The 15,268-nt window shown below is 36.3% G+C and carries 18 protein-coding genes; 10 read left to right on the top strand and 8 right to left on the bottom strand.

Translation table 11 applies throughout. The features are described from left to right. Positions 1-716, top strand: a 716-nt coding sequence (locus AC22ZQ_RS01410) for a DUF547 domain-containing protein (RefSeq protein ID WP_318956788.1), incomplete at its 5' end; no start/stop codon positions are given. A gap of 6 nt (positions 717-722) precedes the next feature. Here the strand turns inward: AC22ZQ_RS01410 and AC22ZQ_RS01405 are convergent. Further along, positions 723-3,572, bottom strand: coding sequence for a PD-(D/E)XK nuclease family protein (locus AC22ZQ_RS01405; RefSeq protein ID WP_318956787.1), 2,850 nt, complete (start codon positions 3,570-3,572; stop codon positions 723-725). Between the two features lie 191 nt (positions 3,573-3,763). Between AC22ZQ_RS01405 and bcp the strand changes: the two genes are divergently transcribed. The 4 genes from bcp (at position 3,764) to AC22ZQ_RS01385 (ending at position 7,151) form a co-directional block, all read left to right on the top strand. Continuing rightward, entirely contained in the window at positions 3,764-4,234 is a 471-nt protein-coding gene (gene bcp, locus AC22ZQ_RS01400; protein ID WP_318956786.1) for a thioredoxin-dependent thiol peroxidase, read from the top strand. Between the two features lie 52 nt (positions 4,235-4,286). Continuing rightward, positions 4,287-5,300 (top strand): recombinase RecA, encoded by a 1,014-nt coding sequence (gene recA, locus AC22ZQ_RS01395; RefSeq protein WP_318956785.1) that lies wholly within the window; start codon positions 4,287-4,289, stop codon positions 5,298-5,300. Between the two features lie 183 nt (positions 5,301-5,483). After that, positions 5,484-6,422, top strand: coding sequence for a CocE/NonD family hydrolase (locus tag AC22ZQ_RS01390; RefSeq protein WP_318956784.1), 939 nt, complete (start codon positions 5,484-5,486; stop codon positions 6,420-6,422). A gap of 51 nt (positions 6,423-6,473) precedes the next feature. After that, positions 6,474-7,151 (top strand): DUF4377 domain-containing protein, encoded by a 678-nt coding sequence (locus AC22ZQ_RS01385; protein WP_318956783.1) that lies wholly within the window; start codon positions 6,474-6,476, stop codon positions 7,149-7,151. A 50-nt stretch (positions 7,152-7,201) separates the two neighbouring features. Here AC22ZQ_RS01385 and fbp read toward each other — a convergent pair whose 3' ends face one another. After that, positions 7,202-8,209 carry a class 1 fructose-bisphosphatase gene (fbp, locus tag AC22ZQ_RS01380; RefSeq protein WP_318956782.1) on the bottom strand — a complete coding sequence of 336 codons (1,008 nt, stop codon included), beginning with the start codon at positions 8,207-8,209 and terminating at the stop codon, positions 7,202-7,204. Positions 8,210-8,517: 308 nt separating this feature from the next. Between fbp and AC22ZQ_RS01375 the strand changes: the two genes are divergently transcribed. Next, positions 8,518-8,772 carry a hypothetical protein gene (locus AC22ZQ_RS01375; protein WP_318956781.1) on the top strand — a complete coding sequence of 85 codons (255 nt, stop codon included), beginning with the start codon at positions 8,518-8,520 and terminating at the stop codon, positions 8,770-8,772. A gap of 3 nt (positions 8,773-8,775) precedes the next feature. Here AC22ZQ_RS01375 and AC22ZQ_RS01370 read toward each other — a convergent pair whose 3' ends face one another. The 5 genes from AC22ZQ_RS01370 to pheS are packed head-to-tail and all read right to left on the bottom strand — an operon-like array spanning position 8,776 to position 12,339. Beyond that, positions 8,776-9,102 (bottom strand): hypothetical protein, encoded by a 327-nt coding sequence (locus AC22ZQ_RS01370; RefSeq protein ID WP_318956780.1) that lies wholly within the window; start codon positions 9,100-9,102, stop codon positions 8,776-8,778. Positions 9,103-9,156: 54 nt separating this feature from the next. Then, positions 9,157-10,224 (bottom strand): glutaminyl-peptide cyclotransferase, encoded by a 1,068-nt coding sequence (locus AC22ZQ_RS01365; protein ID WP_318956779.1) that lies wholly within the window; start codon positions 10,222-10,224, stop codon positions 9,157-9,159. Then, on the bottom strand, positions 10,225-10,947 hold the full coding sequence (locus AC22ZQ_RS01360; RefSeq protein WP_318956778.1) for a LytR/AlgR family response regulator transcription factor: 723 nt from the start codon (positions 10,945-10,947) through the stop codon (positions 10,225-10,227). Further along, positions 10,944-11,306 carry a bacillithiol system redox-active protein YtxJ gene (gene ytxJ / locus AC22ZQ_RS01355; protein WP_318956777.1) on the bottom strand — a complete coding sequence of 121 codons (363 nt, stop codon included), beginning with the start codon at positions 11,304-11,306 and terminating at the stop codon, positions 10,944-10,946. The genes AC22ZQ_RS01360 and ytxJ overlap by 4 nt, the downstream gene beginning before the upstream one ends. 10 nt (positions 11,307-11,316) lie before the next feature. Beyond that, positions 11,317-12,339: a phenylalanine--tRNA ligase subunit alpha gene (pheS, locus tag AC22ZQ_RS01350; RefSeq protein WP_318956776.1), complete on the bottom strand. Its 1,023-nt coding sequence runs from the start codon at positions 12,337-12,339 to the stop codon at positions 11,317-11,319. 351 nt (positions 12,340-12,690) lie between these two features. On the opposite strand from pheS, the gene AC22ZQ_RS01345 reads away from it, so the two are divergent. The 3 genes from AC22ZQ_RS01345 (at position 12,691) to AC22ZQ_RS01335 (ending at position 13,946) form a co-directional block, all read left to right on the top strand. Beyond that, positions 12,691-13,089 carry a hypothetical protein gene (locus tag AC22ZQ_RS01345; RefSeq protein ID WP_318956775.1) on the top strand — a complete coding sequence of 133 codons (399 nt, stop codon included), beginning with the start codon at positions 12,691-12,693 and terminating at the stop codon, positions 13,087-13,089. A 15-nt stretch (positions 13,090-13,104) separates the two neighbouring features. Continuing rightward, positions 13,105-13,488: a hypothetical protein gene (locus AC22ZQ_RS01340; RefSeq protein WP_318956774.1), complete on the top strand. Its 384-nt coding sequence runs from the start codon at positions 13,105-13,107 to the stop codon at positions 13,486-13,488. 74 nt (positions 13,489-13,562) lie between these two features. Continuing rightward, complete coding sequence (locus AC22ZQ_RS01335; RefSeq protein WP_318956773.1) at positions 13,563-13,946, top strand: hypothetical protein; 384 nt, start codon at positions 13,563-13,565, stop codon at positions 13,944-13,946. Positions 13,947-14,023: 77 nt separating this feature from the next. Here the strand turns inward: AC22ZQ_RS01335 and AC22ZQ_RS01330 are convergent, their stop codons facing one another. Further along, positions 14,024-14,212 (bottom strand): hypothetical protein, encoded by a 189-nt coding sequence (locus tag AC22ZQ_RS01330; protein ID WP_318956772.1) that lies wholly within the window; start codon positions 14,210-14,212, stop codon positions 14,024-14,026. 71 nt (positions 14,213-14,283) lie between these two features. Between AC22ZQ_RS01330 and AC22ZQ_RS01325 the strand changes: the two genes are divergently transcribed. Further along, a complete protein-coding gene (locus AC22ZQ_RS01325) occupies positions 14,284-15,237 on the top strand; it encodes a hypothetical protein (RefSeq protein WP_318956771.1) in 954 nt (317 codons plus the stop codon). Positions 15,238-15,268: the final 31 nt, after the last annotated feature.

Raw genomic sequence — 15,268 nt, 5'->3', positions numbered from 1 at the left:
TGTCGCAAGGTAGAAACTACCCCAAAGGAGAAATGGTAGACCACTTAAAAATTCATGACCACCAATTGTGGACAGATTTGTTGGTGAAACACGTTGATTCTGTGGGAAATGTGAATTACAAAGGCTTTCAAAAAGATTCAACGGCACTTAATACCTACCTCCAACAATTGGCCAAACACACCATAAATGATGGATGGAGTTATGCTCAAAAAAAAGCATACTGGATCAACGCTTACAATGCGTTCACAGTAAAATTAATTGTGGATAATTATCCTGTAAAAAGTATAAAAGATTTAGGAGGTTCTATTTATAAAGTGAACACACCTTGGGATATTAAGTTTATTAAACTGGGAGATAAAACTTACGACTTAAACAACATTGAGCACGGTATTTTGCGCAAAGACTTTAGTGATCCGCGTATACACGCAGCAGTGAATTGTGCCTCTATTTCTTGTCCGAAGTTAAGAAATGAAGCCTTTACTGCAGCCAAGCTAGAAGAACAACTTACGGATCAGATGCGCGCGTTTATCAATAACCCACAGAAAAATACACTTGCCAAAAACGAAGTGGAAATTTCATCCATTTTCAAATGGTTTAGTGGTGACTTTACAGAGGAGGGCGATATCATCGATTACCTTAATACTTATAGTAAAGTAGAAATTAGTAAGGATGCCGACATCAGCTACAAAGACTACAATTGGAATTTGAACGAATAGTTTTAACTAGCCGCAATATTGACAATACTGGGCATCTGGATTGTGTTCAAATGGGATTGTTTCATCGTAAATCTCTGCTATAATTTGTTGCAAACATTCTTCGAAGAGCTCCATCAAATCATCCATACTTGCGGCTTCTTTCAATTTATTGTCTAAAAAGAAAATCCCGTCTTTGAGGTTAACCATAGAAAGTATGCCTGTTTTACCAGGATAAGGTTTTTGCGGATACCTTGACTTATAAAGCATGTTGTAGACCAATAATTGGAAAACATAATGCTTTTTACTCAGCACGTTGAGCAATACATCTTGCGGACTATTGCCTCCTCGGGTAGATGGAATCTTTACCTTATCGGTATTACAAGTCCCAGACTTATAATCTATAATTCTTACTTCATCTTCGAAATTGTCTATCCTATCTATGAACCCAACAAATTTTACCAACTTCTCACTTTTCTCTAATTGAATAGTAAGCTCTTTGGTAAATTCTCCTTCCACTTCTTCTATGAATAATTGTGCGGTAGGATTAGAAATTAGCTCTTCTTTTTGGGCTTTAAGTATGCTTTTTACCAAGTGATCGGCAACGGTTAAACTCAGGAAATTTTTACCTGTTTCTAAATACTCTTTGTGTTTATCGAAATGGGCAATGAATTCTTTTTGAAGGATAGGTCCGTATGTCTTTAACATTTGATCTATGTCTTCGGGCAATACATTCTGACCTTTGCGTTTTCCATCTCCAACTCTGCTGAACGGTTTTAAAAGTGTTTCTAGTGTATTGTGAATAAAACTACCGAAGTTGTTGGCCTCAATTTCTTCTTCTACTTCTTTTTCTTCTCCAAATCCTAATACATATCTATAATAGAAATCGAGCGGACATTGCAAGTATTTGTTCAACGCTGAGGCAGAAGTTCTATTTCCAAAATACTCATCCAAACGTGCCAAAATTGCTGGTGATTTTTCAACAGAAATTGTCTCACTTGATTGTTGCGTATCTTCTATGGAGTAATCTCTTTCTACCAGAGAAATATTGGGAAACTGTCGAGACAACTCCAACTTCACTTGGTGCACATAGCGCGAAGCCTCATCCACCCCCATCCTACGTTCAGCCGATGAATAAGTAATCCATACATTCTCTGCATGGTGTAACAATCTATAAACGTGATGGGCAAACAACCCTTGCTTTTCTCGTGGCGTAGGTAATCCGTGATACCTACGCAAATCCATAGGAATAAGGGTTTGAATTGGATTGTTGGGCGGCATACTTCCTTCATTCAATCCTACTACAAGCAAGTTTTTGAAATCCAGCAAACGCGTTTCCAGGAGTCCCATGATTTGCAAACCATCCAAAGGATTACCAAAATAGGCCAGACTTTGGGTTGACCAATGTTCATTAAAAATCTGTTTAAAGGAGTTGAAGTTAATTTTCGGCGCAAAACTTTCTAGTATATTCTGAAGTGCTACAAGCGATGCATCGAAATTATAGATGATGGCCTTTTCTAGGGTATGCTCTTCCTTATCTATAGATGTATAAAGTAAATCATTGAGCTTTCTCACAACTCCCAAAGCCTCGAGAGTATACTTTTCGTTTTGTAAGTTCCAAGCTTGCGTAATCAGTTTGATTAGCTCCTTTACATTCTTTGAAATTTTAATTTGATCTAACTTCAAAAACAACCAGTTGTTGTGCACAATTTTATCTTCTAGCGTCTGAAGTTGAAGTTTATCTGTATCACTCAACACCGCCAACATAAAAGGATGTTTAATGAGCTTGAGCAAATCCTTATAATAAATACTCTTGGTGCTAAACCTTCTAAAGTTTTCCTGAATGTTAAAAATCATATCTACCCAAGCACGCAAAGACGTGTTCTTTAAAGGTAAACCCAATGTAATGTTGGCTTCCTTAATAGTAGATGGTATATTCTTTAAAACGGGTACCACCATATTTTCATCCGCAAGCAGTACAACAGTATCTGAAAAATCTTTGGGTTGTATTTCATTCTTCAATAAGGTAGCAATAGTTTTTGCCTGCCCCGTACTCTGCTTACAATTGATGATTTCAATCTTTTTAGAAGAAGAAGCATAATGACTTTTCATATACGCTTCCTTTTTCAATTCAAAAGACTTGGCCAAGGGGCGTAAGAACATTCCTGCTTCGTGGTTATGATCTTTCATGTAGAATTCATCTACATCTATGAATATTTCTGCTTTACCCATTTTTTTCAATTGCAGCATAATGCTCTCTTCAGCTTTCGACAGCGCATTAAAACCGGCAAAAATGAATTGTGCATTTTTGTTCTCTTCAAAAAGCAGGTGTAGATGTTGACTAAAATTAGCATAGGCCGCCCCCATATTAATGGCGTCCTCTTGTTTCAACATCTCTTTGAATGCTTTATAATAGTCGGGCAAAGTTTCCCAGAAAGCTAAGAATCTCTTTTGGGCATCGGTCAATTCATCTTCACCCACGTTCCATGCTTCTAACTCTTTTACATCCAAAAGATTTACGAACAATTGCTTTGTTTCTATGAGGTAACGATCAATTTCATCGAAGTCACTCAACAAAGTTCTTCCCCACTTTAAGAACTCATCCAAACCTTTGTTCTCCGGTCCACTTATTTTCTCGTGTATCTCATACAATTTGAACAAAGCCCACGTTTTATCTATAATGGATTGAGGCGTATAATTCTTCACCCACTCGTCTATCGTTAAAATGTTGGGAGAGAACACAGCCCTGTCGTATTGCTCGAATAAAGCTTTTTGTATATACTTTTTTGCTCTTCTGGATGGTAGAACAATCGTTAAGTCTGTTAATACATAGTCTTTCAATTTTATATGATTCGCTATTCTATCTACAAACTTTTCCATATTTATTTTGTTCTTTGTGGTAAACGAAGATGAATATTTTTTTTCGATTGAAAAGGAGTCGCTCTCTTTTTTCTAGGTATTCTTCTTCCTGCAACAACGAATTTAAACATAAACTTTGTTTGATTAATTATTTTGCATTACTTTTGACTATATATTCGTCATTTTAATTAATCGGACACAAAAAAGAAACAATGAAACATTTAAAAGTAGGAGACAAAGCACCCGATTTTAACGTAAACAATGAAAAAGGAGAAGCAGTGAGCATGGCTGATTTTAAAGGTCAGAAACTTGCTATCTACTTTTACCCGAAGGATATGACGCCGGGGTGTACCAATCAAGCTTGTAACTTAACAGAGAATTATTCAGCATTACAAGACGAAGGTATTGCTATTGTTGGAGTAAGTGCAGACGATGAAGCAAGACACCAGAAGTTTATTGACAAACACAGTATACCATTCACCTTATTAGCGGACGTTGACAAAAAAATGATCAACGATTACGGAGTTTGGGGATTGAAGAAATTTATGGGTAAAGAATACGATGGTATTCACAGAACAACTTTCCTAATCAATGAGGAAGGTATAATTACGCATATTATAGAGAAGCCAAAAACAAAAGCGCACGCTGAGGAAATTTTAGCCGCTTTCAACGAAAATAATTAGAGCGTAAATAGTTTACGATCAACCAACCTACATTAGCTAAAAATTAAACGATATGGCAGCAAAAGAAATAAACGCAGACAAATTAAAAGCTCTCCAATTAACAATGGAGAAACTTGACAAAACCTTTGGAAAAGGTACAGTAATGAAATTAGGAGATGGAGTTGTAGAACAAGTAGAAGTAATACCTACAGGTTCTGTAACTCTAGACTTAGCCCTCGGTGTAGGCGGTTTTCCTAAAGGAAGAATTGTAGAAATATACGGACCAGAATCATCTGGTAAAACAACTTTGGCCATTCACGCCATCGCAGAAGTACAAAAGCAAGGTGGTATTGCAGCTATAGTAGATGCCGAGCACGCATTTGACCAGTTCTACGCAGCAAAACTAGGAGTAGATGTAGATAACTTATTGATTTCGCAACCAGACAACGGAGAGCAAGCATTAGAAATTGCTGATAACCTTATCCGATCAGGTGCAATCGATTTATTAGTTGTCGATTCAGTTGCAGCTTTAACACCAAAAGCAGAGATAGAAGGTGAAATGGGCGATTCTCAAATGGGACTTCAAGCACGTTTGATGTCGAAAGCCTTAAGAAAACTAACTGCTTCAATCAACAAGGCAGGATGTTGTTGTATTTTCATCAACCAGTTACGTGAGAAAATTGGTGTTATGTTCGGTAACCCAGAAACTACTACAGGTGGTAATGCATTGAAATTTTACTCTTCAGTAAGATTGGACATCAGAAGATCTTCTCAGATTAAAGACGGTGATGAAGTAATCGGAAACAGAACAAAAGTAAAAGTGGTGAAAAACAAAGTAGCCCCACCTTTTAGAAAAGCAGAATTCGACATCATGTATGGAGGAGGTATTTCTAAAGTTGGTGAAATATTAGACATAGGTGTTGACCTAGGTATTATTAAAAAGTCTGGATCATGGTTCTCTTACGGAGAAACCAGATTAGGACAGGGACGTGATGCCGTGAAAACAATCATCGGGGATAACCCAGAATTAATGGACGAATTAGAAGCAAAAATTAAAGAAGCTCTTGCGGAAACTGCGCAAGCGTAAACTGCATATCGTTTAATAATGCAAGCCACCCCATAAAATGGGGTGGCTTTTCCTGTATTAAATTAGGGTTAAACCTCCATAACTCTCTCCACATTTTAAAAAATAATGCGCATATTTGCACTGTAAATCAAACATTTGCATTACACTCAACGAAAAGAGTACAATATTTTCGGAATACTAAAAATGAAACTGATTACCTATATACTCGCTTGTATTATCACACTCTGCTCCTGCGGAGAAGTCGAATTATCTACCGTAGAATTAAAACAAAAGTTTGGAGCATTTGGGGAAGATTCATTAAAAACACTTCCCATAGACTACAGCGCCTCGCCTGTCAGTAGGACTATTCAACACAATCTTGAAAAATACGATTTCCTTAATCAAGTGAAATCAGAAAAAATTGCATTTATAAGTAACGGTACTTTTTTAACGGGTGCCATGGTTCAACCCATAGCACAAGGCATTTACCCATGTATTATCATTAATCATGATCTAAATGACTCAACGAGTAAGATAGATATAACCACAACCGTTAACATGCTCGCTCCTTTAGCCGCCAAAGGTTTTGTAGTTGTAGCTTACAACCAAGCTGGTACTGGTGGAAGTGAAGGAGAATTTGAAATTACCAAACACACCCAAGATTTAAGTAAACTAATATCTTATGTTAGAAATTTAGAAGCTGTAAACCCAAACAATATTGGTCTTTTAGGTATTAACTCTGGGAGCTACATCAATTATTTATCGCTGCAAAAAAATAAGTCAAACGTACAAGCTGCTATAAATATTACCGGACTTTCACCTACCAGCTTAAATCTGAGTTCTATCAATAACTTTTATAAAAAACACTTGGCGGACGCCAACAACGACATAGGTTTACAAACGACAACCTTTCACAATACACCCATCTTGAACATGAGTAGTAATAACATTGAGGAATACACAACCAACACAAGAAATTTTTACGATAAAATACATACTCCTTCAATTAAGACTGAGAACGAACACAAGCTCATACAAAACCGTACACTATTCAGTTCCAACCAATCAGAAGTTATAGACCTCATTCAATTTTGGTTTAACACCCATTTATTTCCTCAACCCAACATCGCGCTACTTAAGTAATTCCTTCTATTCGGCATAAACATTGCTTACTTTTGTTCAAAAGGATAAAAGATGAAGTTATTACAATTCGTTCTCGCAATACTCATACTAAGTTCGTGTAGTATGTTTAAACACCAATCAAAAACGCAAACAATGTGGGTAAACAGTTCTCAAACTGACTGCGTTGGAGTGGGGCCTCAAAAATGTTTACTTGTACAGCACGGAGATAGTTTAACCGATGTTTGGCAAAATTTCTACGACGGCATTGAAGGTTTCGATTACGAACCGGGATACATCTATCAATTAGAAGTTAAGAAAACCGTTTTAGACCCATCAGAAGTTCCAGCTGACGCATCGACAATTAAATATACTTTGGTGAATGAGCTTTCTAAAACTTTAGATCCAAAACTACAAATTCACGATATCTATGTAATAACCAATATTTCTGGGTACGGAGAAATCAAGGATTTAAGTATCGCTCCAACCATGGAAATCAACACAACAAAAAACCAAGTGTTTGGTAAAGATGCTTGCAACAATTACAGCGCATCAATTAATTTGCTCACTGACACGGATATCACTTTTGGTATGGCTATGGCTACTAAAATGTACTGTGAAGAAACAATGCCAATTGCAGACGCATTTCACAAAGCTTTCAATCAAGTGAAGCATTATCAATACAAAGAAGGCCTCCTTTATTTGATGAACGATGAAAGAAAAGTAATATTAACCTTGAAAAAGGTAGATTAATAAAAAAGGGAGGTAATTAATTACCTCCCTTTTTCTGTCTTATATATTTTCTATTCCGCTGCGCGTAAACACTCGTGAATCTTCTCAACCATTTGTTTAGAACCTGCGTAGTAATCTACTCTTTGGTGCAAACGCTTTGGCTCAATCTCCATAATTCTATTCTTACCATCTGTTGCCAATCCTCCAGCTTGTTCAATGATAAATGCCAATGGATTACATTCGTAAATCAACCTTAATTTTCCTTCTGGAGAATTCGTTGTTGAAGGGTATACATAAACACCTCCCTTAATCAAGTTTCTGTGAACGTCTGCTACTAAAGAACCAATATAACGTCCAGAATAAGGTCTTCCTGTTGATGGGTCATCCTGACGAACGTACTCACAGTAATCTTTCAACCCTGGATGACATCTATTCAAGTTCCCTTCGTTAATCGCATATAAACGTCCTGTTTCTGGTGCTTTGATATCTGGGTGAGACAAACAGAATTCACCGATAGAAGGGTCCAATGTAAATCCATTCACCCCTTTACCCGTTGTATATACCAACATTGTAGAAGAACCATAAATTACGTAACCTGCAGCTACCTGCTCCGTTCCTTTCTGCAACATATCTTCTTCAGTTGCCAATGTACCTACCGCAGATTTTCTTCTGTAGATAGAGAAAATAGTTCCAATAGAAACGTTAACATCTATGTTAGATGACCCATCTAAAGGATCAAATAACACAACGTACTTCCCATTTTTCGCAGCTTCACTTTCAAAGGCAACGAAATCATCATTTTCCTCACTTGCAATACCACAAACTTCACCACCATTTTGAAATGCCTTAATGAAGGCCTCATCAGCAATTACATCTAATTTTTGTTGCTCCTCTCCTTGTACATTTGTATTTCCTTGAGCTCCCAAAATATCAACCAACCCAGCACGGTTTACATCTCTATTTACAATTTTAGAGGCCAAGGCAATATCATTTAATAAACGCGATAACTCTCCTGTTGCAAAAGGAAAATCATCCTGTCTATCCAATATAAATTCGTTAAGTGTAACAACTTTAGACATAAGAAAATTTTTTTGGCAAATATCGTCATTTTAAATTAGTCCAAAGAACTTGAACTGTGGAAATTTACCACTAGGCGCATTTCAATAAGGCCGCCCGGGCGTGTCTTCCACTTAACTCCTCGCCAAGAGGTTCTTTCAACATCATTTCATTAGAGCTTCTCCTGTCGCTCTACTTTAATATGTTTCAAAAAACATCTAGGCTGTGGGGTACCGTTTCAACCACTGGCAGAAATTGATACTGATCAACAAAACTTAATTTTTGTCCTTATCCATCCCCTGCTTTTAGAGATATACCCTATTTTTGTACTATGAATTGGAAGTCAGTAATTTTAACAGCAGTATTTATAGGAGCTTTTGTCTTTTTAGGAGATGCTCAATGTTCTCAATGTAAATTGGTAGCTGAAGCTAGCGGTGTAGATAAGGATGCTGAAATTTTAGGAATTACAAATACCACCAACATCAACCAAGGTATCCTTTATATCATGGCCGTTCCTTACATCATCCTCATGTTTTTGTTTAGGAAACAAATTAGCCGACTTTTCAAAGGAATTAAAAAAGCCTAATCTTCAATCTAATCGCTCTATATCTTTAATCTCAAAAGGAACACAAGATCCTTCGGTGATTTCACGAATGACTAATTTATAGTTCCCTCCTTCTTTGAGGTCTTCTATAGACAATCCATGGTCTAACATTTCTAAACTGTCCAAACCGTAACTGCGCTTAGTTTCCAAGGATTCGAAACGGAAGATTTTATAGCTATCATCATCCCACCCTAAGCCTACAGATTTGAATTCAAACGTTGCATAATGACAAGGGCCACCGACTTTCCCTCCTGCATCGTTACAGGAAAAAAGCAGGCTACATATTCCGATTGTTACAAGTAGATATTTCATACTCCAATATCCTGAAAATTAAAAAGTCCCCAAAATATTTGAGGACTTCTTTTATTATTTTTTAAAACTAACTTCGAGTAACTCGGGCCATTCTTTACCGGTGAGATACACCTTCCTCGAAACCGAATTATAAGCTATTCCATTCAACACTTCTCCACTACCTCGGTGGTCTAGTGCTAATAAATCACAGTCAATTACACTTTCTACATTACCCGTATTCGGATCTATCACTACGATTCTATTAGAAGTATAAACATTGGCGTAAATCTTTCCGTCTATGTATTCCAATTCATTCAAGTTCCCGATAGGTCCTCTGTTCGTAAACACTTCGATTTCTCTTTCAACACCAAAAGTTTCTGGGTTTCTAAAGTAAATCTTATGTGAACCGTCAGACATAATAATGTGCTCTCCATCGTTACATAAGCCCCAACCTTCTGTAGGATAAGCCAATCGTTTAATTTCCTCAAATGTATTCACATCATATACAAAACAAGTCTTCGCCTTCCATGTCAATTGGTACACCTTGTCTTCTAAAATTGTAATTCCTTCTCCAAAATATTGGCCTTCCAAACTTACTTCTTTCAAGGTAACACCTCTTTCTTTAAGTACTTTCAACAATTTACTTCTTCCGTACTGTCCAGTTCCTTCATACAATTCTCCTTTGTAGAACTCTAAACCTTGCGTATACGAAGTAGTATTATGTGGCAACGCTTTTTCTACCACTGCTTCCCAACGTTCAGGCTCAGTTTTAGAAAGCACGCGAATATTTCTAGAATCTTTAACCACCTTTCCATCTTTCAACTTTGCTTCTAAGGTCAAACGGTGCGAACCAAATGTCAAGTCGTTAGATTTCACAGTCTTTTCAAAAAACCTACCTCCAAAATGCTGATTAACAATTACACTATCGTTTAACCAAAGTTTGAAACTCTCAATTTTTGTAGAATCGAAAGCAAGTTGAACGGGAATGGGCATTCCTGTGTTGTAGTAAACGTTGTTGTTTGGACTTTTAAACTTTGCTTCAAACAAAGGACGGTATGTAGATTTTGAAGGCGTATCATTTTCACAGCCAACAAAAAAAAGGCCCACGGTTAAGAAGGCCAATATCGATTTTAAAATTTTCATTTATAGGTTGTTTAACATCTCCATCACCTGTGCCTTTTTACGTGTAGACACGGGTACTTTAGTTCCATCTTTCATCACCAATTCACCATTTGTTTTCAAAAACTCTTTGATGAACTCTGTATTAATTAAATGCGATTGATGCACGCGGAAGAAGTTATATTCAGACAACATTTTATCGAATTCCTTCAACGTTTTAGTTACCAATAGCTTCGTACCATCCATGAAATAGAAGGTCGTATAGTTTACACTCGATTCACAACGAATGATATCTTCTATGTTTACGATTTGAATTTTCTCGAGGGTATTCAAGGCAATCTTTTTAGAACCTTGCATATTCTCCTTTAACAAACTCAAACGCTCCGAACTATTGTTTTGATCTTTGGCTCTTTTCACGGCCTCCATCAAATCGTCCGGATCAATAGGTTTCATTAAATAATCAACTGCCGAAACTTTAAACGCTTTTAAAGCATAGGCATCTGAAGCTGTAGTAAAGATGACATCAAAATCCAATTGCGGTAAAATCTCCAACAAATCAAAACCAGAACCATCTGGCATTTGTACGTCCAAAAACACTAATTCTGGACTCACATCTTTAATCAATTTAGCACCAGAAACCACTCCTTGTGCCTCACCAATTATTTCAATTTCTGGACAGTAACTCTCCAAATCAGCTTTGAGCGCAGTACGCGCTGCTTCCATATCATCTATTATAACTGCTTTCATAATTTCTCTAAAATTTCAGATGCTCTTATCGCTGAGTGCGACGCATGATAGGTCACTTCTCCATTTTGAATAAGTATCGCTTGCGGTGATTGATGTTCTACCTTCAACTCGTCCGCTACTTTATTCGAAACTGCTCTAAAGGCAATCAAATCTAAGAAATAAATAGTGCAATTTGCATCATTGGGCCATTCACTTTCAAATCTATTTAAAGCCATAGAAGAGATAGAACAACGCGTACTATGCTTAAAGATAAGTTGCGCTTGCTCTTTCGAAGCTTCTACTATTTCTGCAATTGCGTTTTCTTGGTTCAAGGGTTTCCAAGAAAGCTCCTCTCTTTTAGATCGTGTAAATAATCCCATAATAATATGCTTAAAGTGCTGACGTAAATTGTTTCAAGAAACGAACATCGTTTTCAGAATACAAACGTAAATCGTTCACTCTATATTTCAATTGAGCAATTCTCTCTATACCCATACCGAAGGCATAACCAGAGTATTCTTTTGGATCTATGTTTGACGCCTCTAAAACATTAGGGTCTACCATACCACATCCCAAAATCTCTAACCAACCTGTGTATTTACAAACATTACATCCTTTTCCAGAACAAATTGTACAAGATACATCTACCTCTGCACTTGGTTCAGTAAATGGGAAGTAAGATGGACGCAAACGAATTTGAGCTTTTTCTCCAAACATCTCTTGTGCGAAGTACAATAAAGTTTGTTTCAAATCAGCAAAAGAAACATCCTTATCGATGTACAACCCTTCCACTTGGTGGAAGAAACAGTGCGCACGTGCCGAGATGGCTTCATTTCTGTAAACCCTTCCTGGAGAAATTGTACGAATTGGAGCCTCACCATTTTCCATTACACGCACCTGAACAGATGAAGTGTGTGTACGCAAAGCCATTTCATTTTCTCCTTTTTCAATAAAGAAAGTATCCTGCATATCTCTAGCAGGGTGCTCTGGTGGAAAGTTTAAAGCAGAGAAATTATGCCAATCATCTTCAATCTCTGGTCCTTCAGAAACACTAAAACCAATACGATTAAATATTTCGATAATTTCAGATCTTACCAAAGCAATAGGATGACGCGAACCAACTTCTAAAGGATCTCCCGGACGAGAAAAGTCAATCTTCTCTCCTTCTTCGCTCGAATTTTCTAAAACTTCTTTTTGTTCATTGAACTTTGTTTCAGCAAGTACTTTTACTCCATTGATCAACTGTCCAACCGCTCTTTTTTCTTCGTTTGGAACTGTTTTCAACAAAGCAAACAAATCTTTAATTCTATTCTTAGAACCTAAAAATTCTATTCTAAATTTTTCAAGACTTGCTGCGTCCTTTATTTCGTATGCTTTAATATCCTCTTCTATTGCGCTGATTTGCTCTTTCATCACAAGTATTCTTTCTTAGTATTTACAGTTAATAGCCTTCTGCTATTATGTGTCTGCGAATTTAAGAAAACTATTACAACCATAGGTATCTAAATAAAGGAGAACTACCACAATATACTCCGCAAAGCTTTTCTTCGTTTTAATTCTTTAGCTTCTTTTCAAAAAATTGAAAATCAAGCCCGAAATAAATTTATTTTTGGCCATGATTGTAACTTTTTAAGTCCGTTAACTGTTTAAGGAGCAAAGAACATTGAATAAGTCCTTTTTATAAGCAACCTCTTTTGATGAGGAATGTTATATATTTGTAGGATGTGTTTAGCATTAATTTGTTATTCTAAATAAACCAAGAATATGAAAAAACTAGTAAGCCTTTTTGCTTTTTTGATGGTAGGTGTATTACTCCTTTCATCTTGTCAAGAAAAAGATCCTTCTGTAGGAAAGGTATTTGTAAGAAACTATAACAACCAGTTAATCAGTGATGCAACGGTAATTATTGTGGGAGATAAAGATTCTGACCCTGCAACACCGAGTTACACAGACACATTAACTACCAATGCTTCAGGATTTGCAGCATTCGATTTATCGAGTTTATTTGAAAGGTACGATAAGGAGGCAGAAAAAGTAGCTTACTTCGATGTACTTGTAAAATATGAAGACAAAGAAGTTTGGAGTGATGAATCACAAAACCAAAAACAATTAAAAGCAAGACAACATATTACTCAGGTAATCACTGTTTACTTACCAGAATAAGATTAAAATAAGATTATGAAGAAGTCATTAAAAACATTATCTCTTTTTGCCTTAATGGGTATTTCTCTCATGGCATGTAGAGAAGAAGAACCAACAATAGCAAACATTACGGTTAAGGATGTAGACAACAAAGTTATTCCTGGTGTTACAGTTATTTTGTACGGAGAGTCTACTGAAACTCCCCCGAAACCGGTAACAAGAGTAGACACGGCAATTACAGATATTTTTGGTGTTGCAGCTTTCGATTACACGGAAGACTTTCAATTGGGTCAAGCTGGTTTTGCAGTGTTAAACATCGATGCAAAAGTTACTGACCAAAATGGAAATACCTTATCTGGTACAGGAACAATTAAAATTGAAGAAGAAAAAATTAATGAGGAAGTAGTTTACATTCAGTAATCCCTCCCTTACATATATCATTATAAAAGCTTCTTTTCCAAGAAGCTTTTTTTGTATCACCAAAAATCAATGTTATGAAAAGAAAACACCAATTCACCTTACTCCTCTCCTTATTTTTTCTATTCTCTTGTGGAGATAAAGAACCCACCTTTGCCGATATCACTGTAAAAGATAGCGACAACCAAGTAGTACCCGGTGTTCGTGTAATTATATATGGATCTTCTACGGAAACCCCAAATAAAGACGGAGACGTTGTTTTAAGAGACACGTTGACCACAGATACCTTTGGGGTTGCTTCTTTTGACTTTACAGAAAATTTCAAATTAGGTCAAGCCGGTTTTGCAGTATTAGACATCGCTGCAGAAGTTACGGATGCCAATAGCAATGTTTTAAAAGGTACAGGAATTATTAAGATTGTAGAAGAAGAGGTGAACAAAGAAGTAGTTTACATTCAGTAAGTACACAATTATTTTTAATGCAATAAAAAACCCGATGTAGGATGTACATCGGGTTTTTAAATATTGTAATCAAACAACTATTTCATTTGATTTGGATTGTTCGCTGCTTCATCGTTGAATTTCTTTTGAGTTCTCAACCAGAAAATCAATCCAATGAATCCTAAAACGATCATTGCGTTGTTGAATGAATTTCCAATTACTTCGAAAATTCCAAATGTCCATTGCAAGAAACTTGCTATTGCTTCAAATATAGTGTTTGAGTTCATCGTATTCAATTTTGAACAAAAGTAAATAAAAAAATTAAAGTTCTTTATATAGTTTCTATCTTCGTTGCTCAATGCTCCATTTTTTTTCAAATAACAAGCCATTAGTATTGGCATTATTGCCCTTAATTCTCATTGCGCATTTAGTATTTGAGTTCAATTATGATTATTTCCAAGCGGGGATAAACAGTGATACAAATATTACGGGGTATTACTTCAATGCGTTTAAACCATGGAGCAATTATTTAACGCTTGTTTTACTCTTGGCCAATGCCATCTTCCTGAATTTTATTTTTAATTCACATGAATTTTGGATCAAGAGCAATTACATACCTGCCTTCATTTACCTATTGCTGAATCTTTATTTTCCGCACTCGGTTTATTTAACAGGAGAAGTATTAGCGCAGAGTTTTGTATTACTCATCTTATACCAACTCTACTCTCTGAACCCACAAGGAGATGCGCGCAAGAAGAGTTTTAACATGGGCCTATTTTCTGCACTCGCCGTAGTATGTAATCCATTATACATCATGGTGCTTCCAAGTGTTATGGTGAGTTTAAAATTTATACGTCCCTTTGTGTTGAGAGAATACCTCTTACTCCTACTTGGATTCTTCCTTCCCTTCATTTATCTACTCGTTTTTGATGTAGAACTATCAAAAAACTTATTCCATTTGTTAGATAAGTTTCAATTTACGGGTGAAAACTTGTTGTTATTTATCGTATCGAGTATCACTGTTGGGATTTTGCTCTGTTTTGGGTTCATGGGTATTTTTAAAAGAAGTAAGACAAGTTCAATTCGTTTCAAAAAATTAAGAAATATCACCTTAAGTTTAACCTTGTTTTTAAGTATAGGTGTTGGACTTAGTTTAGCCTTTGGAGGTTCTGTATACTATAGCAGCATGCTTACTGTACCTCTCGCTTTCATACTTCCTTATTCTTATCTCTCATTGCGCATAAAAGGACTGGTAGAAGTCTTGATTTTAACCCTCCTGTTAATTTCTGTGGCTAAATTTTTTATTTATTGATCGTCCTTGCGTAAGAATTAATTACTTTTGC

The sequence above is a fragment of the Lishizhenia sp. genome (assembly GCF_057456495.1).
The sequence above is the reverse complement of the archived record's forward strand: the minus strand, read 5'-3'. Positions and strand labels throughout refer to the sequence as shown.